The organism is Actinomadura sp. NPDC047616 (assembly GCF_040642915.1).
Taxonomy (GTDB): Bacteria; Actinomycetota; Actinomycetes; order Streptosporangiales; family Streptosporangiaceae; genus Spirillospora; species Spirillospora miaoliensis.
The window spans coordinates 160,878-180,320 of record NZ_JBEYTB010000003.1; the positions used below are offsets into that span (position 1 = coordinate 160,878).

The 19,443-nt window shown below is 71.8% G+C and carries 16 protein-coding genes; 9 read left to right on the forward strand and 7 right to left on the reverse strand.

Annotation, left to right across the window (positions count from 1 at the left end):
- Entirely contained in the window at nucleotides 1-420 is a 420-nt protein-coding gene (locus tag ABZ801_RS08360) for an ankyrin repeat domain-containing protein (protein WP_360694518.1), read from the reverse strand.
- A 144-nt stretch (nucleotides 421-564) separates the two neighbouring features.
- Here ABZ801_RS08360 and ABZ801_RS08365 point away from each other — a divergent pair, with 144 nt between their 5' ends.
- Nucleotides 565-1,782, forward strand: coding sequence for an MFS transporter (locus ABZ801_RS08365; protein WP_360694521.1), 1,218 nt, complete (start codon nucleotides 565-567; stop codon nucleotides 1,780-1,782).
- A gap of 247 nt (nucleotides 1,783-2,029) precedes the next feature.
- Nucleotides 2,030-4,012, forward strand: a complete 1,983-nt coding sequence (locus ABZ801_RS08370) for a sensor histidine kinase (protein WP_360694524.1) — start codon at nucleotides 2,030-2,032, stop codon at nucleotides 4,010-4,012.
- A 357-nt stretch (nucleotides 4,013-4,369) separates the two neighbouring features.
- Here ABZ801_RS08370 and dapF read toward each other — a convergent pair whose 3' ends face one another.
- Entirely contained in the window at nucleotides 4,370-5,194 is an 825-nt protein-coding gene (gene dapF / locus ABZ801_RS08375; protein WP_360694526.1) for a diaminopimelate epimerase, read from the reverse strand.
- Nucleotides 5,152-6,084 carry a tRNA (adenosine(37)-N6)-dimethylallyltransferase MiaA gene (miaA, locus tag ABZ801_RS08380; protein ID WP_360695675.1) on the reverse strand — a complete coding sequence of 311 codons (933 nt, stop codon included), beginning with the start codon at nucleotides 6,082-6,084 and terminating at the stop codon, nucleotides 5,152-5,154. Before miaA ends, dapF begins: the two co-directional genes overlap by 43 nt.
- Before the next feature lie 100 nt (nucleotides 6,085-6,184).
- Between miaA and ABZ801_RS08385 the strand changes: the two genes are divergently transcribed.
- Nucleotides 6,185-6,379: an antitoxin gene (locus tag ABZ801_RS08385; protein ID WP_344949905.1), complete on the forward strand. Its 195-nt coding sequence runs from the start codon at nucleotides 6,185-6,187 to the stop codon at nucleotides 6,377-6,379.
- Here ABZ801_RS08385 and ABZ801_RS08390 read toward each other — a convergent pair.
- Nucleotides 6,376-7,074: a hypothetical protein gene (locus ABZ801_RS08390; RefSeq protein ID WP_360694531.1), complete on the reverse strand. Its 699-nt coding sequence runs from the start codon at nucleotides 7,072-7,074 to the stop codon at nucleotides 6,376-6,378. The genes ABZ801_RS08385 and ABZ801_RS08390 overlap by 4 nt on opposite strands.
- Nucleotides 7,075-7,080: 6 nt before the next feature.
- The gene (miaB, locus tag ABZ801_RS08395; RefSeq protein WP_344949901.1) at nucleotides 7,081-8,610 is read right to left on the reverse strand and encodes a tRNA (N6-isopentenyl adenosine(37)-C2)-methylthiotransferase MiaB; all 1,530 of its coding nucleotides are present in this window, start codon (nucleotides 8,608-8,610) and stop codon (nucleotides 7,081-7,083) included.
- 390 nt (nucleotides 8,611-9,000) lie between these two features.
- Between miaB and ABZ801_RS08400 the strand changes: the two genes are divergently transcribed.
- From ABZ801_RS08400 to ABZ801_RS08420, 5 genes are all read left to right on the forward strand, one after another.
- A complete protein-coding gene (locus tag ABZ801_RS08400; RefSeq protein WP_344950161.1) occupies nucleotides 9,001-9,723 on the forward strand; it encodes an amino acid ABC transporter ATP-binding protein in 723 nt (240 codons plus the stop codon).
- A 42-nt stretch (nucleotides 9,724-9,765) separates the two neighbouring features.
- Nucleotides 9,766-10,635: a glutamate ABC transporter substrate-binding protein gene (locus ABZ801_RS08405; RefSeq protein ID WP_344949898.1), complete on the forward strand. Its 870-nt coding sequence runs from the start codon at nucleotides 9,766-9,768 to the stop codon at nucleotides 10,633-10,635.
- Nucleotides 10,636-10,844: 209 nt separating this feature from the next.
- Nucleotides 10,845-11,546 (forward strand): amino acid ABC transporter permease, encoded by a 702-nt coding sequence (locus ABZ801_RS08410; protein ID WP_344949895.1) that lies wholly within the window; start codon nucleotides 10,845-10,847, stop codon nucleotides 11,544-11,546.
- Nucleotides 11,543-12,541, forward strand: a complete 999-nt coding sequence (locus ABZ801_RS08415) for an amino acid ABC transporter permease (RefSeq protein WP_344949892.1) — start codon at nucleotides 11,543-11,545, stop codon at nucleotides 12,539-12,541. Before ABZ801_RS08410 ends, ABZ801_RS08415 begins: the two co-directional genes overlap by 4 nt.
- Before the next feature lie 212 nt (nucleotides 12,542-12,753).
- Nucleotides 12,754-14,712, forward strand: coding sequence for a prolyl oligopeptidase family serine peptidase (locus ABZ801_RS08420; protein ID WP_344949889.1), 1,959 nt, complete (start codon nucleotides 12,754-12,756; stop codon nucleotides 14,710-14,712).
- Nucleotides 14,713-15,165: 453 nt separating this feature from the next.
- On the opposite strand, the gene rny is transcribed toward ABZ801_RS08420, so the two are convergent.
- Nucleotides 15,166-16,743 carry a ribonuclease Y gene (gene rny / locus ABZ801_RS08425; protein WP_360694537.1) on the reverse strand — a complete coding sequence of 526 codons (1,578 nt, stop codon included), beginning with the start codon at nucleotides 16,741-16,743 and terminating at the stop codon, nucleotides 15,166-15,168.
- Nucleotides 16,744-17,736: 993 nt separating this feature from the next.
- Complete coding sequence (locus ABZ801_RS08430; RefSeq protein WP_360694540.1) at nucleotides 17,737-18,201, reverse strand: regulatory protein RecX; 465 nt, start codon at nucleotides 18,199-18,201, stop codon at nucleotides 17,737-17,739.
- A 105-nt stretch (nucleotides 18,202-18,306) separates the two neighbouring features.
- Here ABZ801_RS08430 and ABZ801_RS08435 point away from each other — a divergent pair, with 105 nt between their 5' ends.
- Nucleotides 18,307-18,741: a hypothetical protein gene (locus ABZ801_RS08435; protein WP_360694543.1), complete on the forward strand. Its 435-nt coding sequence runs from the start codon at nucleotides 18,307-18,309 to the stop codon at nucleotides 18,739-18,741.
- Nucleotides 18,742-19,443: the final 702 nt, after the last annotated feature.

Consider the following 19,443-nt stretch of genomic DNA (forward strand, 5'->3'; position numbering starts at 1 on the left):
TCACGTGGCCGGGTCCCGCGTTCCGCCGTACGTCCGCAGCAGTTCGATGAGTTCCCTCTGGTTACGGGGGGTGCGCCCATAGGCGGTGTAACCGTCGTCGTTACGCAGATGGACGTCGGCCCCGGCCTCTAGGAGTAGGCGGGCGCATTCGACGAAGCCGCCGTTGCAGGCCCAGATCAACGCCGTTCCTCCACCCGCGTCCCGTCCGTCGACGTCGGCCCCGTGCGCGAGCAGCGAACGCACGATCTCGGGGTTTCCGCGCGCGGCCGCGGTCGACAGGGCCCGGAACAGGAACGGGGCGGGCCACCGCGGGTCCACCGCGTTGGGATCGGCGCCACACGCCAGCGCGTGTTCGACGGCCGCCACGTCGTCTCGGCCGATGGCCTCGAACAGAGCCGTGTCGACTGCCTCCGAAGCCATACCACCCCCTGAGTCGCAAAGGTCCATCCTCACCACGAAACGGCTTGGCGCCAACGCCATTTCCGGCCGCGTCCGCGGTGGCGCCCGGACGACTTCCTCACGCAGCATCGGCGGCGACGGAACCCGCGACCGCGACGGACGCCGATGAGCCATGCCCAGCCGACCCGCCGGCATCTGCGGCTGTTCCTCGGCGGCCAGTCCGTCTCCCTGCTCGGCGACGGCCTGGGGCTCCTGGCGATCCCGCTCCTGGTGCTGGAGGTCAGCCGCAACCCGGTGGTCTCGGCGCTGTCGGCGGCGTCGCTGACACTCGGCCACCTCTGCGTGGGCCTGCCCGCGGGGGTGCTGGTCGACCGGCTCGACCCCTGGCGGGTCCTGATGGCGATGGACGCGGCACGCACGCTGCTGTTCGCCGCGCTGTTCGCCGCGTCGGCGACGGGAACGGCGACGGTCGGGCTCATCCTCGTCATCGCCGTCACGGCGGGCGCCTGCCACGTGCTGTTCGACACGGCCCTGGTGGTCGTGGTCAAGGACCTGTTCGCCGCGCCCGGCCTGTTACGCGCCAATTCGACGATCGAGCTGGCCAGGCAGGCGTCGCTGCTGGTCGGCCCCGGTGTCACGGCCGGTCTGGCGGCCCTCGGCGGCCTGCGGACCGCACTGCTGGTCGACGCGCTGAGCTTCGGCGTCTCGCTGCTGAGCCTGGCCGCCGTCCGGCGCCGCGTCCCCGGCCCCCGGCGCCCCGCCGCCTGGCCCCGGTGGCGCGACATGACACGGGACGTCCGCGAGGGCCTGCGCTACCTGCTCTCGGTGCGGACGCTGGTCATCCTGACCGTCGTGCAGATGGTCGTGAACCTGTGCCTGGCCGTGGAGAAACTGATCTACTTCTACGGCCGGGACACGCTCGGCCTGAGCGCCTCGGCGGTGAGCGTCGTCGCGGCGTCCGCCGGTGCGGGCGGCATCGCGGGCGCGCTGTCCGCGGCGCCCCTGGCCCGGCGGACCGGCCAGATGCGGCTGATCGTCGCCGCCGTCGTCGCCTGCGGCACGGCCGTCGCGGCGATGAGCCTGGCGACGACGCTCGGCACGCTGATGCTCGCGACCGCGGCGTCCGCGTGGGCCGTGGTCACGGCGAGCGTGGTGAACCGGACGCAGCGGCAGCAGATCGTCCCGCGCGCCCTGCTGGGCCGGGTCACGGGCACCGGTCGGCTGCTCTACCTGGCGGTCGACCCGCTCGGCGTGCTCGTCACCGGTGGAGCGACGGCCGCCCTGGGCGGCGACCCCCGCCCCGTCTTCCTCGCCGCCGGTGTCGTGGTCGCCGCCACCGCCCTGGCCGGTTGGCGCGCCGGGCTCCGCGACCACCCCTCCTGATCGGCGCGCCCGGCCGGGCCGCGCCCTTGGAGCGGCTCCGGGCGGAGCGTGGCGAGATCCTAGCTGCTCGCTGACCGGACCGGCCGGGTCGTTTCACCGCGACGGGGACGGTCGGGCGCACGTTCTGGTTCCAGGTCGGGTGACGGAAAGGTGTCCGTAGCCGGACACGGTTGAGCGCGGGTTGACCACCAGGAGGTTTTAACATTCCATTACTTCTTTCTCGGTAGGGGTCGGGAGCGCCTTCGACATGGGCACGGTGCAGCGGGGCCGGGTGAGGGGCAGGGGCAGGGCGGCCTTGGCGCTGGCTCTGTGCGCGGTGCTGGCGGCGGTGGGGTCGCTGGTGCTGGGCTTCTGGCTGCCCGCCGACCGGCGGCTGGTGTGGTGGCATCCCGAGATCCTCGTCGCGGTGATCTGGACCCCGACGGCGGCGCTGCTGCTGCGGCACCGGCCGGGGCTGCGGGTCGGCTGGGTGATGATGGTCAGCGGCGTCGGCGCGGGCCTGTACGTGCTGGCGCTCAACCTGGGGCCGCTGTCCGAACTGCACGGCTGGGCCGGGGGCTGGTTGTGGACCTGGCTGGGCCGCTGGCTGTGGGCGGTCGACACCTTCGTGCTCACGCTCGTCCTGCCGCTGGTCTTCCCGGACGGGCGGCTGGTGTCCCGGTGGTTCGCGCCGGTGCTGGTGGTGGCGTGCGCGGTGCCGCTGATCGTGTGCGTGCACCTGACCGTCGACCCGGGGGCGCGGCAGTTCCACAACGGCGTGTCGGTCTACCCGTTCCAGGACATCCCGCTGCCGATCAGCGCGACGATCCTGGGGACGCTGGCGCTGGCGCTGGCGTCGGTGGCGATCCGGTTCGTGCGTTCGTCGCCGGACGTGCGCAGGCAGATCGCCTGGGTCGTGTACCCGGGCGTGGTGGCGATGGCGGTCATCTACGTCGGGGAGACCACGCCGATCGGGGACGTGGTGCGCAACGTGTCGGTCGCGGGCGTCCCGCTGTGCGTGGCCGTCGCCATCACCCGGTACCGGCTGTTCGACATCGACCTCGTCATCAGCAGGACGCTGGTCTACGCGGGGCTGATCGTCGTCATCACCGGCGTGTACTTCGCGCTGCTGGGGGTGGCCGGCCTGGTCGCCGTGGAGCGGGGGCCGCTGGCCGGTCTGGCGGGCGCGATCGCGGCGGGCGCGGTGTTCGAGCCCGCGCGGCGCCGCCTGCAGGCCGCCGTCGACCGGATCATCCACGGCGAGCGCGACCCGTACCGCATCGCCGACCGGCTGCAGGCGCTCATGCAGACCGCCCCCGGCCCGTCCGGCGCCCTGGCCGTGGCGACGGAGGCGGTGCGAGAGGCGTTGCACGCCAGGGGCGTGGCCATCGAGGTGTCCGACCGGGGCGGGCGGCTGATGTCCGCCGAGAGCGGCTCCCTGGGCGAGCGGCCCCAGCGCGTCCCCCTGATGTGGTACGGGGAGCCGGTGGGGCGGCTGCTGTTCGAGCCCGCCCGGGCGCGCCCGCCGGACCCGCGGCTCACCGGCGTCCTGGCCCGCAACCTGGCGGAGCTGGCCAACGCGGCCCGGCTCGCCGCCGATGTGCAACGTTCACGGGAGCGCATCCTGCGGGCCCGCGAGGAGGAACGCCGCAGGCTGCGCCGCGACCTGCACGACGGGCTGGGCCCCACGCTGGCGAGCCTGGCGATGACGGTGGACGCGGCCCGCATCACCCTCAGGAGCGACCCCGACGCCGTCGACGCCCTGCTGGAGAATTTGCGGTCGACGATGGGACGCACCATAGGCGAGGTACGCGACCTGGTCTACGACCTGCGTCCGCCCGCGCTGGACGACCTGGGCCTGGCCGGCGCCATCCGCGCCCTGGGCGGGGTGGTGTCCACCGGGGAGGGCCCACGGGTGGACGTACAGGTCGAGGGCGACCTGACGACGCTGCCCGCCGCCGCCGAGGTCGCCGCGTACCGCATCGTGCAGGAGGCGCTGACCAACGTGCACCGGCACGCGAACGCCGGGGCGGCAGTGGTGCGGCTGCATCTCAACGGCGACCTGCACGTCACCATCGGGGACGACGGCGTCGGCCTTCCGTCCGAGCCGCGCTCGGGCGTGGGGATGACGTCCATGCGTGAACGCGCCGCCGAGCTGGGCGGCTCCTGCACGGTGGGGCCCGGCCCGGACGGCGGCACCCTGGTGCGCGCCTCGCTGCCTATCTCCACCGGCGCCAACGGCCACGCCTGACGTTCTGCCACCGGCGCCTGCCCGCGTCGCTGTGGCGCGTACCCCGCGTCACGCGGTATCCCCCGCGAATGCCGCGTGCCGCGGGTCCGCCTCACGCCCCCGAGTGCCTCTCCCCGCGCCTCCGAACGGCGCCCCCGCGGCCTTCGTCTGGAGGCGAGAGTGGAGGGCCGGCGACCGCCCCCCGCCAAGAAGGATGCCGCCGGCCCTCGGGCACGTCCGCGGCGCCGGGGCTCCCTTCCCGACCCGCGGGTGCCTTCCACCAGAGGGTGTGCAGGTAGAACGCTAGGCCGGGCATGGTCCCGGCGGTCAGGGACAAAGGTCCCGACCCTTCCGGGAACCCTTTGCTTACTTCGCCGGTCACAACCAGTCGGAACGGATGTCGCCCTCGGCGACCAGAACGGCGGGGCCTCTCAAGTGGCTGGTGACGCCGTCGAACGTGACGGTCAGGCGCCCGCCCGGCACGTCCACCGTCCACACGCCCTCAGGGATCGTCCCGGTGTCCTGGTCGATGGCCGCCGCGACCGCCGTCGCCACGGTGCCCGTGCCGCAGGAGCGGGTCTCCCCGGAACCGCGCTCGTACACGCGCATCTCCAGGTGCCTGTCCCCCACCGTGCGGAACAACTCCACGTTGACCCCCTCGGGGAACGCGGCCGGGTCGAAGGACGGGGCACGGGTCAGATCGAGCGTCGCCACGGGCTCGTCGATGGGGCATGCCAGGTGCGGGTTGCCCATGGACACACGGACACCGCTGTACGTGCGTCCGGCCACGTCGGCTTGGCCCGTCCCCAGGTAGACGGGGGCGCCCATGGCGACGCTCACGTCACCGGTCGTCCCCAGCGAGACCCTCCGGAGCCCTGCTCGGGTCGCGATGTTCCATTCGCCCGGCGCGGCCAGGCCCGCGTCCACCAGGTAGCGGGCGAAGACGCGGACGCCGTTGCCGCACATCTCGGCGATGGAGCCGTCGGCGTTGCGGTAGTCCATGAACCACTCGGCGTCGTCCGCGACGGCGTGGGCATCAGCCACGGCCTTGGTGCGGACGACGCGCAGCACGCCGTCGGCGCCGATCCCGGCGCGCCGGTCGCACAGCCGCGCCACCATGGCGGGCGTGAGGTCCAGGGAGCCGCCGGGATCGGGCACGATCACGAAGTCGTTCTCTGTCCCGTGTCCCTTGACGAAGCGCATGTGGTCGATCGTATCCGCAGCGCGCGTGCCACCAGGTCGGGCGCGTCGTAGGGGAGCCAGTGCACGCGGGGGTCGCGGCGGAACCACGACTCCTGGCGGCGCGCGAACCGCCGGGTGGCGCGGATGGTCTCCTCCTTGGCCTGCTCCTCCGTCCACTCCCCCGCCAGGAACCGCAGCACCTGGGCGTAGCCGAGGGCGCGGCCGGCGGTGAGCCCGTCACGGATGCCCTGCCGTTCCAGCTCCCGGACCTCCTCCACCAGCCCCGCCCGCCACATGCGCTCCACCCGCAACGCGATGCGCTCGTCCAGCTCGGGACGGGGCACGAGCAGGCCGATCTGCACGGCGTCGTAGCGGTAGCGGTGCTCGGGCAGGGTCGCGCTGAACGGCCGCCCCGAGATTTCGATCACTTCCAGGGCCCGGACGACACGGCGCCCGTTGCTCGGCAGGATCGCCTGGGCCGCCTTGGGGTCCACCTCCTGCAGCCGTCCGTGCAGCACGTGGGAGCCGACCTCGGCGAGCTCCTTCTCCAAGCGCGCGCGCACCGCGGGGTCGGTCCCCGGGAACTCCAGATGGTCGAGCGCTGCCCGCACGTACAACCCCGAACCGCCCACCAGCACGGGGATGCGGCCACGCTCCCGGATGCCTGCGATGGCCTGGTCGCTCAGCCGCTGGTACTCGGCCACGCTGGCGGTCACCGTCACGTCCCACACGTCCAGCAGATGGTGCGGGACGCCCCGCATCTCCTCGGGGGTGAGCTTGGCCGTGCCGATGTCCATGCCCCGGTACAGCTGCATGGAGTCGGCGTTGACGGCCTCGCCGTCCAGCCGCAGCGCCAGCTCCACCGCCAGGTCGGACTTGCCGGCGGCCGTCGGGCCCACTACGGCGATCACGTCGGGTGAGGTCACGGGCTTAATTGTGGCAAGGGTACGGGTATAGACGGTTCGTACGGGCGTCCTCCGGGGCGTCGCACACCATTCGGGGGGAATGAGCATGTCCATCGTCGACAAGGTCAAGTCGTTGCTCGGCCAGCACTCCGACAAGGCCCGCGAGGGCATGGAGAGGGCCGGAGACAAGATCGACGAGAAGACCGGGGGCAGGTACTCCGACCAGATCCACGAGGCCGAGGGCAGGGCCGACGAGTACGTCGACCGCGGCCGGCAAGGCGACGCCGACCGCCCCGGCTAGTCCCGCTTCCAGCTCGCCACCAGATAGCCCACGCCGTAGGGCGCCTCGTGGGCCAGCAGCTCGGCCGTGAAGGGGGCGGCGCCCGCGGCACCGGCCAGCACCTGCCACGCTGCCCGCCCGGCCGCCCACAGGTCCGCCGCCAGCGACGGGTCCAGGGCGGCCAGGGCCGCCGCGTCGGCGGGCCCTCGCGCTCCCGGGCCGCCCAGGGCGCGCGCGGCGGCCTCGTCGAAGGGCTCGGCGCGGTCGTCCAGGTAGCCGGGGGCCTTGACGTCCCTGCACGCCGAGCCGTCCCCCATCACCAGCAACGCCACGCGTTCGGCGGAACCGGCGAGCCGCTCGCCCAGGGCCAGGCAGTCCTGCGGTGACGCGTCGAACGCCACCGCCTGGTACCGCACGGGCGGCACGTCCCGCGCGCGCCGCAACAGCCAGTGCCCGATCGCCAGCGACAACGGCAGCGTGTCCCGGCCCGTACCGAACGTCAGGTCCAGCCCGTAGGGGCGGAAGTCGGCCACGCCGTCGGCGGCGGGTTCCCAGGTGCGCGCATCGCCCCCGACGACGACGAGCGCGTCCCCGGCGAGCCTTCGCACGGCCTCGTCGCACGCCTCGCGCAGGGCGTCCAGTTCACCGGCGGCGGCCCCCGCCATCTCCGGCACCAGCAACGGCGGATGCGGGCAGACGGCCGCGGAGACCAGCACGACGCCTCAGTGGGCCGTGCAGGCGGACGAGGCGGGCTGCGCCGCGGGACGCCCGATGGTCGGCATGCCCAGCGACACGGCCGGCTTGGACTCGCCCTGACGCGCCTCCCAGGCGTCCCCCGCCCGCGTGCGGCGAACGGCGCGCACGGGCCCGTCGGCGACCAGGTGGTGGGGGGCGGCGTAGGTGGCCTCCACGGTGACCATGTCGCCGGGGCGGACGGGCTCGTCCGGCGCGCGGAAGTGCACCAGACGGTTGTCGGGGGCGCGGCCGGACAACCGCCGCGTCTCCCCGTCCTTGCGCCCCTCGCCCTCGGCGACCAGCACCTCCAGGCTGCGCCCCACCAGCTTCTTGTTCTCCTCCCAGGAGATCTGCTCCTGGAGGGCGACCAGGCGCTCGTAGCGCTCCTGCACGACCTCCTTGGGCACCTGGTCGTCCATGGTGGCCGCCGGGGTGCCGGGACGCTTGGAGTACTGGAACGTGAACGCGCCGGAGAAGCGGGCCTCGCGCACCACGTGCAGGGTCTGCTCGAAGTCCTCCTCGGTCTCGCCCGGGAAGCCCACGATGATGTCGGTGGTGATCGCCGCGTCCGGGATCGCGGCCCGGACCTTCTCGATGATCCCCAGGTAGCGTTCCTGCCGGTAGGAGCGGCGCATCGCCTTCAGCACCCGGTCCGAGCCGGACTGCAGCGGCATGTGCAGCGACGGCATGACGTTCGGCGTCTCGGCCATCGCGGCGATCACGTCGTCGGTGAAGTCCTTGGGGTGGGGCGAGGTGAACCGCACCCGTTCCAGGCCCGCGACGCCGCCGCAGGCGCGCAGCAGCCCCGCGAACGCCGACTGCCCGCCCTCCGTCATCTCCTGGATCTCGGCCGGGGCCGAGCCCAGCGCGCCGAACCCCGAGCCGTAGGCGTTGACGTTCTGGCCGAGCAGGGTGATCTCGATGACGCCCTCGGCGACCAGCGCCTCGACCTCGGCGAGGATCTCGCCGGGGCGGCGGTCGCGCTCCTTGCCGCGCAGCGACGGCACGATGCAGAAGGTGCAGGTGTTGTTGCAGCCGACGGAGATCGACACCCACGCCGCGTACGGCGACTCACGCCGCGTCGGCAGCGTCGAGGGGAAGGTCACCAGGGACTCTTCGATCTCGACCTGCGCCTCGCGCTGCACGCGGGCGCGCTCCAGCAGGGCGGGCAGCGACCCGATGTTGTGGGTGCCGAACACCACGTCCACCCAGGGCGCCCGCCGGACGATCGCGTCGCGGTCCTTCTGCGCCAGGCAGCCGCCCACCGCGATCTGCATGCCCGGATGCCCGTCCTTGACCGGGCGCAGATGGCCCAGGTTGCCGTACAGCCGGTTGTCGGCGTTCTCCCGGACGGCGCAGGTGTTGAACACCACAACGTCGGGTTCCGCGCCGTCGGCGCGCACGTATCCGGCCGACTCCAGCAGCCCCGCCAGGCGCTCGGAGTCGTGGACGTTCATCTGGCAGCCGTAGGTACGGATCTCGTACGTACGGGCGCCGCTGTCTTCAGGTGCGGTCATGGCAATCACCAAGGGTACGCGGCGCCCCGGGCATCGCGCGCCCGCACCGGCACGCCCGTGCGCCTGCTGTCAAGGTCACGACGTGGTACCGGCCCGGCCTACGGATGTGCCCCCGGGGGCCGGGTGAGGGACATGTGGCCTGACGTGCGATCATGATCCCGAAGCGGCGCGCCGGAAGGGGGCCCGAAGGCCGCGAATGGGCCGCCGACGTGCGGATTCGTGATCGTATCGGTACCGCTCCGAAGCCGGAGCCCCGCCGCGGATGTCGTAAAGTCCGAGCCCATGACGGACAGCGGAGGCGGGCCCGACCTCGGCAAGGACGTGGCCGGCGAGGTCACCAAGGTCGACGGCGGGCCCCAGGACGACAACGCGGGCGCGGCTCCCCTCGTCGTGGTGGAGAACGTCAACAAGCACTTCGGCGAGCTGCACGTTCTCAAGAACATCAACCTCACGGTGAACCGCGGCGAGGTCGTGGTCATCATCGGCCCGTCCGGTAGCGGCAAGTCGACCCTGTGCCGGTCGATCAACCGCCTGGAACCCATCGATGACGGCAGGATCCTGGTGGACGGCGAGGAACTGCCCAAGGAGGGCAAGGAGCTGGCCAGGCACCGCGCCGACGTGGGCATGGTCTTCCAGTCCTTCAACCTGTTCGCCCACAAGACGATCCTGGAGAACGTCACCCTCGGGCCGATCAAGGTGCGCAAGGTCGGCAAGCAGGAGGCCGAGAAGCACGCCATGGAGCTGCTCGACCGGGTGGGGATCGCGAGCCAGGCGCAGAAGTACCCCGCCCAGCTGTCGGGCGGGCAGCAGCAGCGCGTGGCCATCGCGCGCTCGCTGGCCATGAAGCCCAAGGTCATGCTGTTCGACGAGCCCACCTCGGCGCTGGACCCCGAGATGGTCAACGAGGTGCTCGACGTGATGACCGAGCTGGCCCGGGACGGCATGACCATGATCGTGGTCACCCACGAGATGGGCTTCGCCCGGCGCGCGGCGCAGAAGGTCGTGTTCATGGCCGACGGTCAGATCGTCGAGGAGAACACCCCCGACGAGTTCTTCACCAACGCGCGCACCGACCGCGCCAAGGACTTCCTCTCCAAGATCCTCACGCACTGAGAGCAGCGGGGACTCCAGCAGAAAGCAGAGGTGCACCACAGCATGCGAGTACGTCGTTTCGGCGCTGTCATCGGCGCGGCCGCCGCGCTGTCCCTGGCGCTGAGCGCCTGCGGCAGCGACACCGAGAAGACCGAGGCCAAGAGCGTCGTCGACAAGGCCAAGGAATCCAAGAAGCTCGTCGTCGGCATCAAGTACGACCAGCCGGCCCTGGGGCTGAAGAAGCCCGACGGCTCCTTCGACGGGTTCGACGTGGACGTCGCCAAGTACATCGCCCAGCAGCTCGGCGTCCCCGAGAGCGGCGTCGAGTTCAAGGAGACCACGTCCGCCAACCGCGAGTCCTTCCTGGGCGGCGGCCAGGTCGACCTGGTGGTGGCCACCTACTCCATCACCGACGCCCGTAAGCAGCAGGTCACCTTCGGCGGCCCCTACTACGTCGCCCACCAGGACACGATGGTCCGGGCGGACGACAACTCCATCAAGAAGGCCCAGGACCTCAAGGGCAAGAAGCTGTGCAAGGCGGCCGGGTCCAACTCCTTCCGCCGCGTGACCGAGGGCCCGCCGGACGGCAAGCTGGCCATCTCGGGCGTGACGCTGGTGGACGCCTCCAGCTACTCGGAGTGCTCGGCCAAGCTGAAGGCGGGCGCCCTGGACGCGGTCAGCACCGACGACCTGATCCTGGCCGGGTTCGCCGCCCAGCAGAAGGGCTCGTTCAAGGTCATCAACGACCCCTTCACCGACGAGAAGTACGGCGTCGGCATCAAGAAGGGCGACACCAAGACCTGCGAGGCCGTCAACCAGGCCATCCAGAAGATGTACTCCGACGGCACCGCCAAGACCCTGCTGGAGAAGCACTTCTCGGGCACGGGGCTGAAGCTCGTCACGACCGCTCCGCAGATGGAAGGCTGCGCCTGAGACCGACCGCTGGATGACGGCCTGAGCCTGCCGCCCGGGCCGCGACCCCAGGCCGACGTGCCCGGGTCCGGTTCCGTCCCAGGCTGAGGCCGTCCCGCGCCGGTGTCCTCCCCCGGAGGTGCGCGTCCGCGACGGGCGCCTCCGGGCGCGTCCCCCCGTGGTCGCGCCCGCCGGGGCGGCAGCGGCATGTCCCCGAACGCTGGAACGTCATGTCACAGCTAAGCGAGCTATTCGACTTCGGCCCGTTCTTCGACAACTTCGACAAGATCCTCGAAGGCTTCTGGGCCACCGTGCGCCTGTCCGTGGGGGCAGGGGTGCTGTCCCTGATCATCGGGACGGTGCTGGTGAGCTTCCGGGTCGCGCCCGTCCCGGTGCTGCGCTCCGTAGGGACGGTGTACGTCAACGTCCTGCGCAACACGCCGCTGACCCTGGTGCTCCTGATGTGCGCCCTGGGCCTGAACGACACGCTGGCGCTGAAGTTCTCCGACGACCCGGGCACGACCTACTACTGGTGGGCGGTCCTCGGGCTCTCGGCCTACACCGGCGCGTTCGTCTGCGAGGCGCTGCGCTCGGGCATCAACACCGTGCCGCTCGGCCAGGCCGAGGCGGCCCGGTCGATCGGGCTGACTTTCATGCAGTCGCTCCGCATGATCATCCTGCCGCAGGCGTTCCGCGCGGTCATCGCCCCGCTGGGCAGCATCCTCATCGCGATGATCAAGAACACCACGGTGGCGGCCGCCGCGAGCTACGCCGAGACGGCGACGGTCATGAAGGACCTTCTCGACCTGCCGTCGTTCAGCAGCGGAGCGATCCCGCTGTTCATCGGCGTGGCGGTCGGGTTCATGATCCTCACCCTGCCGACCGGGTTCTTCTTCGGCTGGCTGGCCAAGCGGATGGCGGTGGCCCGATGAGCAAGGAAGCCAACGTTCTGTTCGACGCGCCCGGCCCGCGGGCGCAGGCGCGCAACCGGGTGCTGACCGTGGTGTCGGCGGTCGCGGTGCTCGCCCTGGTCGCCGCGCTGGTCTGGCGGCTGGCCGACAAGGACCAGTTCCAGGGCAGACTGTGGAAGCCGTTCATCGAGTGGCAGGTCTGGGACAACCTGATCCTGCCCGGCCTGTGGAACACCCTGAAGGCCGCCGTGATCGCCTCGGTGCTGGCGATGCTGTTCGGCGCGGTGTTCGGCCTGGCCCGGCTGTCGGACCACTGGTGGATCCGCGTCCCGGCCGGCGCGGTCGTGGAGTTCTTCCGCGCGATTCCGCTGCTGATCCTGATCTTCCTGGCGTTCTTCCTGCCGAACAAGATCAGCCCGGTGATCGCCGAGTCCCCGCTGGGCCAGTTCCAGCGCCTCTCGGTGGACTACTTCTTCTCGATCTTCGGCGTGGAGATCAACGCCGGGACGATCACGGTGCCCGCGTTCGCCGCGGTGGTGTTCGGCCTGGTGATGTACAACGGCTCGGTGCTCGCCGAGGTCGTGCGGGCGGGCGTGCTGTCGGTCCCCAGGGGGCAGGCGGAGGCCGCCTACTCGATCGGCCTGCGCAAGAACGGCGTGATGCGCCTGGTGCTGCTGCCGCAGGCGATCACGGTGATGATGCCCGCGATCGTCAGCCAGCTGGTCGTCCTGCTCAAGGACACCGCGCTCGGCTTCATCATCGCCTACGCCGAACTGCTCCAGGCCGGGTTCAAGCAGATCCCGCCGAACTACAACAACAACATCATCCAGGCGGGTCTGGTCGTCGCGGTCATCTACATCGCGATCAACATGGCGCTCAGCCGGGTGGCGACCTGGCTTGAGGGCCGTAGCCGCCGGAGCCGCAAGACGTCCGCCAAGACGATGGGAACCGGGACGGGCGCACCGCCCGCCCCCGGCATGGCCGCCACGGGCAGCGCCACGGGCGCCGCAACCTGACCGATCACCCTCTCCCACCCCAGGGGGCGCCGCCGCCACAAGCGTCGGCGCCCCCTTCACGTTGGGAAAGCGCTGATGAACGGCCCCACAACGCCGGGTTGCCGCGGTGTTGGCCCGCCGCTGGGGCGCCCCACGTGAACGGCTTGTATCTTTCCGAGTTCAACTGCCCCGTCATGGCCCCAACCGGTGCCTGTATGCGGGACGATTCGCATATGACCGCTCGTGCGACCCTCCCCTACGGCTCCTGGCCGTCCCCCATCTCCGCCGCCGACGTCGCTCGCGCCCGGCTCCGCCTCGGTTTCCCCACCGTTCACGACACCGACGTGTGGTGGCAGGAGACCCGCCCCGAGGAGGGCGGGCGCACCACGGTCATCCACCTGCGGGACGGCCACCGCACCGAACTGCTACCGGCGCCCTGGGACGCCCGCACGCGCGTCCACGAGTACGGGGGCCGTTCGTACCTGCCCGTGCGTGTCGCCGATGGCTACGCCCTGGTCTTCTCCCACTACGAGGACCAGCGTCTGCACCGGCTCGACCCGGGCGACGCCAAGCCCCGCCCCCTGACGCCCGAACCCGCCGTCCCCGGGGGCCTGCGCTACGCCGACTACGTCCTGTCCCCGGACGAGACCGAGGTGTGGTGCGTGTGCGAGGGGCACACCCCCGACGGCATCCGCCGCGCCATCGTCGCCGTCCCTCTGGACGGAAGCGCCGCGCAGGACGCCTCCGCCATACGGGAACTGGTCAGCGGCGCCGACTTCTACGCCAGCCCCATGCCGTCCCCCAGCGGGGGGCACCTGGCATGGGTGCAGTGGAACCACCCCCGCATGCCCTGGGAGGGCACGGAGCTGCGTGTGGCGGCCCTTGAGGGAGGCCAGGCGGTCACCCCCTACACCGTCAGGGGCGGCCTCACCGAATCGGCTCTGGCGCCGATCTGGCGGGACGACGAGTCCCTGTACGTCATCTCCGACTGGCCCGGTTGGTGGAACATCTACCAGGTCGGCCTGCACGGGGAGTCGGCCACCGCGCTGTACCCGGCCGAGGAGGAGTTCGCCGCGCCGCTGTGGACGCTCGGCGGCATGCCCTACGCCCTGCTCGAGGACGGCCGTCTGGCCGTCCTGCACGGGGAAGGCGACATGCGCCTGGGCATCTACGACCCCGAGACGCTGGAACTGACCGACGTCGACGTCCCCTACGAGCACTGGCAGCCCGCGCTGTCCGCCCACGGCACCACCGTCGTGGGGATCGCCGGCGGCCCCACCACACCGCCCACGGTGGTGCGCATCGACACCGCCACCGGCCGCTCCGACGCCCTGCGCCGCGAACTGACCGACCTGCCCGACGCCGCCTACCTGCCCCGGCCGCGCGCGGAACAGCTCGAAGGCCCGTTCGGACGCCCCGTCCACGCCCTGGTCTACCCGCCCGCCAGCCCCGACGCCGCGGGCCCCGCCGACGAGCTGCCGCCGTTCGTGGTGTTCGTGCACGGCGGCCCCACCAGCCGCTCCTCCAGCGTCCTGAACCTGGAACGCGCGTACTTCACCAGCCGCGGCGTCGGCGTCGTGGACGTCAACTACGGCGGCTCCAGCGGTTACGGCCGCGCCTACCGGGAACGCCTGCGCCGCCAGTGGGGCGTGGTGGACGTCGAGGACGCGGTCGCCGCGGCCAAGGCCCTCGCCGACGGCGGCATCGCCGACCCGGCGCGCATCGCCATCCGCGGCGGCAGCGCGGGCGGCTGGACGACCCTGGCCGCCGTCACCCAGACCGACGTGTTCAAGGCCGGCACGTCCTACTTCGGCATCAGCGACCTGAAGACCTTCGCCGACGCCACCCACGACTTCGAGTCGCACTACCTGTTCAGCCTGATCGGCCCCCTGCCGGGCTTCGAACGCGCCTACGAGGAGCGCTCCCCCCTCAACCGCGCCGACGAGACCTCCTGCCCCGTCCTGCTCCTGCAGGGCCTGGACGACCCGATCGTCCCCCCGGACCAGTCCGAGCGCTTCGCCCAGGCCCTGGCCGCCAAGAAGGTCCCGCACGCCTACCTGACGTTCGAAGGCGAAAGCCACGGCTTCCGCCGCGCCGAGACCGTCATCGCCTGCCTGGAGGCCGAACTGGCCTTCTACGGCCAAACCCTTGGCTTCACCCCTCGCGACGTGAAGCCCCTCACTCTGTCCTGACCCCACCCCCAACCACGCCCCCCGCCAGAACGCCCTTTCTCCTCCACCCGCACAACCCAAGAGCCTGAGCCCGACTCGCCACTCCCGAGTTCGAGCGGCTCGCGACTCAGCCCGACGCCCAGTGGGCCGGACACCGGCGTCCGCCCCTCGCGTCCCAACACACCCCCAGCCACGCCTCATCCCGCAGCAGACGCCCCAGCAGGCCAGAGGCGGTGGTCCTTGACCCCGCTGGCCTCTCAGCCCGTCCAGCACGCCCTGACCACGGCCACACGGCCTTACGCCCACGGCTCCTTTTCCCACAGGTAGGGCTGCTGCGGCGGGGGCGGGACGCGCGCGTTCTCCAGCGCCGCGAGCGGCACCCCCCACGGCGACCCCGACGTGGCAAAGCTCTTGCCCAGGGAACGGCCCACGCGATAGGGGCGACGGAGGCGACTCCCGCGCACTTCCCTTAGCTCAGCGGGCGAACTCGGTGGCGCGGGACTCGCGGACGACCGTGACGCGGATCTGACCGGGGTAGGTGAGCTCGTCCTCGACCTGCTTGGCGATGTCGCGGGCGATCACCTGGGCCTGGATGTCGTCGACCGCCTCCGGCTTGACCATCACGCGGATCTCGCGGCCCGCCTGCATGGCGAACACCTTCTCCACGCCCTCGTGCTTGTCGCGCGCGATCTCCTCGAGGCGTTCCAGCCGCTTGACGTACGCCTCCAGCGACTCGCGGCGCGCACCGGGGCGGCTGCCGCTGATCGCGTCGGCGGCCTGCGTCAGCACCGCCTCCACCGTCCGCACCTCGACCTCGTTGTGGTGCGCCTCGATGGCGTGCACGACGTCCTCGTGCTCCCCGTACCGGCGGGCGATCTCCGCTCCGATCAGCGCGTGGCTGCCCTCCACCTCGTGGGTGAGCGCCTTGCCGATGTCGTGCAGCAGCGTGCAGCGCTTGGCCAGCTCCACCGGCAGCCGCAGCTCCGCGGCCATGATCCCGGCGATGTGCGCCGACTCGATGAGGTGCTTGAGCACGTTCTGCCCGTAGGAGGTGCGGTAGCGCAACTGGCCGAGCAGCGCGATCAGCTCCGGGTGCATGTCGGTGATGCCCAGTTCGACCAGGGCGTCCTCACCGGCCCGCACGCACAGCTGCTCGACGTCGCGCTTGCTGCGCTCGTACACCTCCTCGATGCGCTGCGGGTGGATGCGGCCGTCCAGCACCAGCTTCTCCAGCGTCAGCCGGCCGACCTCCCGGCGCACCGGGTCGAAACAGCTCAGCAGCACCGCCTCGGGCGTGTCGTCGATGATCAGGTTGACGCCCGTGGTGGACTCGAACGCGCGGATGTTGCGGCCCTCGCGGCCGATGATCCGGCCCTTCATCTCGTCGCCGGGCAGGTGCAGCACCGACACCACCGACTCGGCGGTCTGCTCGCTGGCCACCCGCTGGATCGCCAGCGTCACGATCTTGCGGGCGCGCTTCTCGCCCTCGGCCCGGGCCGCGTTCTCGATCTCCCGCGTGATCGGGATGGCCTCCCGCTTGGCCTGGTTCTCGATCGCCAGGACCAGTTCGCTCTTGGCCTCCTCGGCCGTCAGCCCGGCGGCGCGTTCCAGAACGCGGCGCCGCTCCTCCTCCAGGCGGCCGAGTTCCTCCTTGCGTTCGGCGAGCGTCCGCTTGGTCTCGGCCAGTTTGGCGGACCACTCCTCCAGACGCCGCACCTCGGCGTCGAGCCGCTGCTCGCGCTCGGCCAGCCGGGCCTCCCGCCGCTCCAGGTCGTCCCGCAGGGTCTTGAGGTCGTCGCGGAGCGTCCGCGCCTCCTCGTCGAGCTCGGCGCGCACCGAGCTGGCGATCTGCTGGGCCTGCGTCTCGGCGCGTTCCAGGATCTGCCCGGCGTCCACCTTGGCGGCGGCACGGATCACCTCGGCCTCCTGGCGCACCGTGTCCAGCTCGTCCTCGGACGGGACGGGGGGAGGCACGACGCCGGGACGTCGCAGCACCATCACGAGAGCGACCAGGGTCACCAGCAGCGCGGCACCCAACAGGACGCTCTCCATGAGGCAGACCCCTCCTCGGCCGCGGGCCCCTCTCGGCCGGGAGCCCTGGTCAGCGAGGACTTACCCGCGGCGCGGCGGCCGAGCCGGTGCACGGTCGGCGTCCGGACCAGCGGCGGCGGCCCGGTCTGCGCGGCGGCGGTCGTCTTCCTGTCTACCTCTCAGCTGCTCGAACGTGCTCGGACGTATGGCAATCCGCGGTGCGCGGAGTAACTCCTCACTGCCGTAACGGTAAGCGGCACGGAGGTAATGAGCAAGCAAACGCAGGGCATTCCGGACTAACCGAACGCCCACGTGAGGACTTCCTTACCAACGTCCGCACATCCGCCGACCTGCCCCCTTACACCGCTAACCCCTCGTCCACGCCCTTCCACCCAAGCCCACCAAGCAAGCCCCACAACCTCCACTCCTCCACGCCCCCCAACAACCAACCCGTCGCCCCCCACAACCAACATGTCACCCCCATGTCCCCCTGTCCCCCTTCCCATGTCGCCACGCCCCTGCCACCGTGCCGCCCCAACGTTCTGCCGCCGTCCGCCGTGACGGCATGTCGCCATGACGGCGTGTCGCTCTGTCGCCGTGTCGGCAAAAGGCACGACGTGGTGGTGGCCGTGCCCTTTGACGGCATGCCCTGGTGGCCCGTGACGGCGTGACGGCACGCGGAGCCCACCTTCGCCCCAGCCCTTAGGGGCAACCGGCCCCCGTCTCCATCAGCAAGCCAAGAAAAGGCAGGCCGACTGGGGCGCCGAGCGCGTCACCACTGAGCAGCAAGGGGCAGTCCGGCAACCCGCCGGCGCGCCGGCGCGCGGCCGGTAACGCGCGCCCGCCGCGCGGCCGGTGACGCGCGATCCCGCCCCCGCGCCACCGGCTCCCAGTGGGCCAAGCGACCGGTCGCCTACAGGCATGTGCGCCGAGCCACGGGAGGGGTGCTGCCGGATCGACCAGGCCGAGCACCGCCGGGTCGGTCGGGCGGAGCGCTAACGGCGACCTGGCGCCTCACTCAAGGTCCCACTCGCCCTCGGGGACGTCGTTCGCTCCATCATCTTCGAGCGCCTCGCGGACCACGCGGTATGCCAGGCCGGGCGGATACCCCTTGCGGGCGAGGACGCCGACCAGCCGCCGGGTGCGTTTCGCCGTGTCCAGACCGCGGGTGGCGGCCAGCTTCCGGGCGATCAACTCCCGGGCCGTGCGTTCCTCCTCCTCGGGCCCGAGGGACTGCACCGCCTCGTTGACGGTCTCGTCCGCCACGCCACGACGCCGCAGTTCTGCGGCCAGCGCCCGTTTACCCAGTCCGCGTCCGCGATGCCGCGACTGCACCCACGCCTGTGCGAACGCCTCGTCGTCGATCAGCCCGACGTCGGTGAAGCGACTCAAGACGCGCTCGGACACCTCGTCCGGCACTTTCTTGCGGCGCAGCGCGTCGGCCAACTGCGCGCGGGTACGCGGCGCCGCGGTCAGCATCCGCAGGCAGATCTCCCGCGCCCGTGCCTCCGCTCTGCCGTCGGCGTCTTCGCCATCGGGCTGCTCGACGGACGGATCATCGCCCGCAGCCGTCCCCGCACCGTCTTGCCGGGAACCCGGATCCCACATCGACCCGAGCGGCTCGCCGCGCCCGGCCGCCTGACGCTCACGGTTCGTCTTCCGCTTCCGCCCTCGACCGCCCACGCCGACGCCGTCACCGCCGTCACCGCCGTCGTCCTCTGCGCCGCCTACCCGCGGGCCCCGTCCGGACCCGCCAACCCTCGACGCCCGGCCGGACAAGGCATCACTACCGTTGCCGTCGCCCGCCGCGCCGCCTGCCTGCGCGTCCGATTCCAGCCCGCCGACCCTCGGCGCCTGACCGGACGCGGCACCACCACCGCCAGCACCCACCGCGCCGCCGGCCTGCGCATCCGGCTCCAGCCCGCCAACCCTCAGCGCCTGACCGGACGCGGCATCACCGCTGCCGTCGCCCGCCGCAGCGTCGGCCTGCGCATTCGGTTCCAGCCCGCCAACCCTTAGCGCCTGACTGGACTCGGTATCACGACCGCTGGTGTCGCCCTTGGTGCTGCCTCGTGTCCGGCCAGGGGGCTGGGGCTGCTTCTCCGGGGCGGAGGTGCAGGGCTCCGGGGTAGTGGTTGCGCTGGCCTCCTGTGTTTCGGGCGCATGGTTCCGGGCTGTGCTGAGGCGGTCGCTCGCTGGATCGCTCGCACGCTCATCGGAACGGGTGATTTCCTCTGGCTCAGTGGAGGGATCGACTGGCAGGGGTCTGTCGGAAGGGGCCGGGACTGACGGGCGCCGGGCAGGGGTGCTCGGTTCGGCGGATGTCGGAGCCGTTACGTGGGCTCCTGACACATCGTCGTTCCTCGATTCGCCTGGAGGGCCGCCGGTGGGGGTTTCAGACCCGCCTTGGGCAGGCCTGGGCTGCTCAGCCGGTTGGGCAGGCATGGGCTGCTCGGGTGAGGACTTGGCGGGGTCACTCGGTGGCGTGGATGGCTGAGCGGTTTTCGGGTCGGGTGCCGGCGTCGCCGCCGTGGCGGTGCCGTTGTCGTCCGGCTTGCCGGCATGGTCGTTGGACTTGTCGAAGCGCTCGGGCTCAGGCAGGGCGGCCGCGGGCTGAGGTGTGGCTTCGGTCCAGGGGTTGGTGCCGGGGGACGGTGGAGTCCAGGCGGGCCGTTCGGGTGGAGGCGCCAACGGGAACGGGAGGGCGCCCGTGTCCTCCTT

Excerpts from the sequence above, each read along its gene's own strand:
- ABZ801_RS08360 (WP_360694518.1), bottom strand. The coding sequence starts at position 420 with ATGGCTTCGGAGGCAGTCGACACGGCTCTGTTCGAGGCCATCGGCCGA.
- ABZ801_RS08365 (WP_360694521.1), top strand. The coding sequence starts at position 565 with ATGAGCCATGCCCAGCCGACCCGCCGGCATCTGCGGCTGTTCCTCGGC.
- ABZ801_RS08370 (WP_360694524.1), top strand. The coding sequence starts at position 2,030 with ATGGGCACGGTGCAGCGGGGCCGGGTGAGGGGCAGGGGCAGGGCGGCC.
- dapF (WP_360694526.1), bottom strand. The coding sequence starts at position 5,194 with ATGCGCTTCGTCAAGGGACACGGGACAGAGAACGACTTCGTGATCGTG.
- ABZ801_RS08385 (WP_344949905.1), top strand. The coding sequence starts at position 6,185 with ATGTCCATCGTCGACAAGGTCAAGTCGTTGCTCGGCCAGCACTCCGAC.
- miaB (WP_344949901.1), bottom strand. The coding sequence starts at position 8,610 with ATGACCGCACCTGAAGACAGCGGCGCCCGTACGTACGAGATCCGTACC.
- ABZ801_RS08405 (WP_344949898.1), top strand. The coding sequence starts at position 9,766 with ATGCGAGTACGTCGTTTCGGCGCTGTCATCGGCGCGGCCGCCGCGCTG.
- ABZ801_RS08410 (WP_344949895.1), top strand. The coding sequence starts at position 10,845 with ATGTCACAGCTAAGCGAGCTATTCGACTTCGGCCCGTTCTTCGACAAC.
- ABZ801_RS08415 (WP_344949892.1), top strand. The coding sequence starts at position 11,543 with ATGAGCAAGGAAGCCAACGTTCTGTTCGACGCGCCCGGCCCGCGGGCG.
- ABZ801_RS08420 (WP_344949889.1), top strand. The coding sequence starts at position 12,754 with ATGACCGCTCGTGCGACCCTCCCCTACGGCTCCTGGCCGTCCCCCATC.
- rny (WP_360694537.1), bottom strand. The coding sequence starts at position 16,743 with ATGGAGAGCGTCCTGTTGGGTGCCGCGCTGCTGGTGACCCTGGTCGCT.
- ABZ801_RS08430 (WP_360694540.1), bottom strand. The coding sequence starts at position 18,201 with ATGCTGACCGCGGCGCCGCGTACCCGCGCGCAGTTGGCCGACGCGCTG.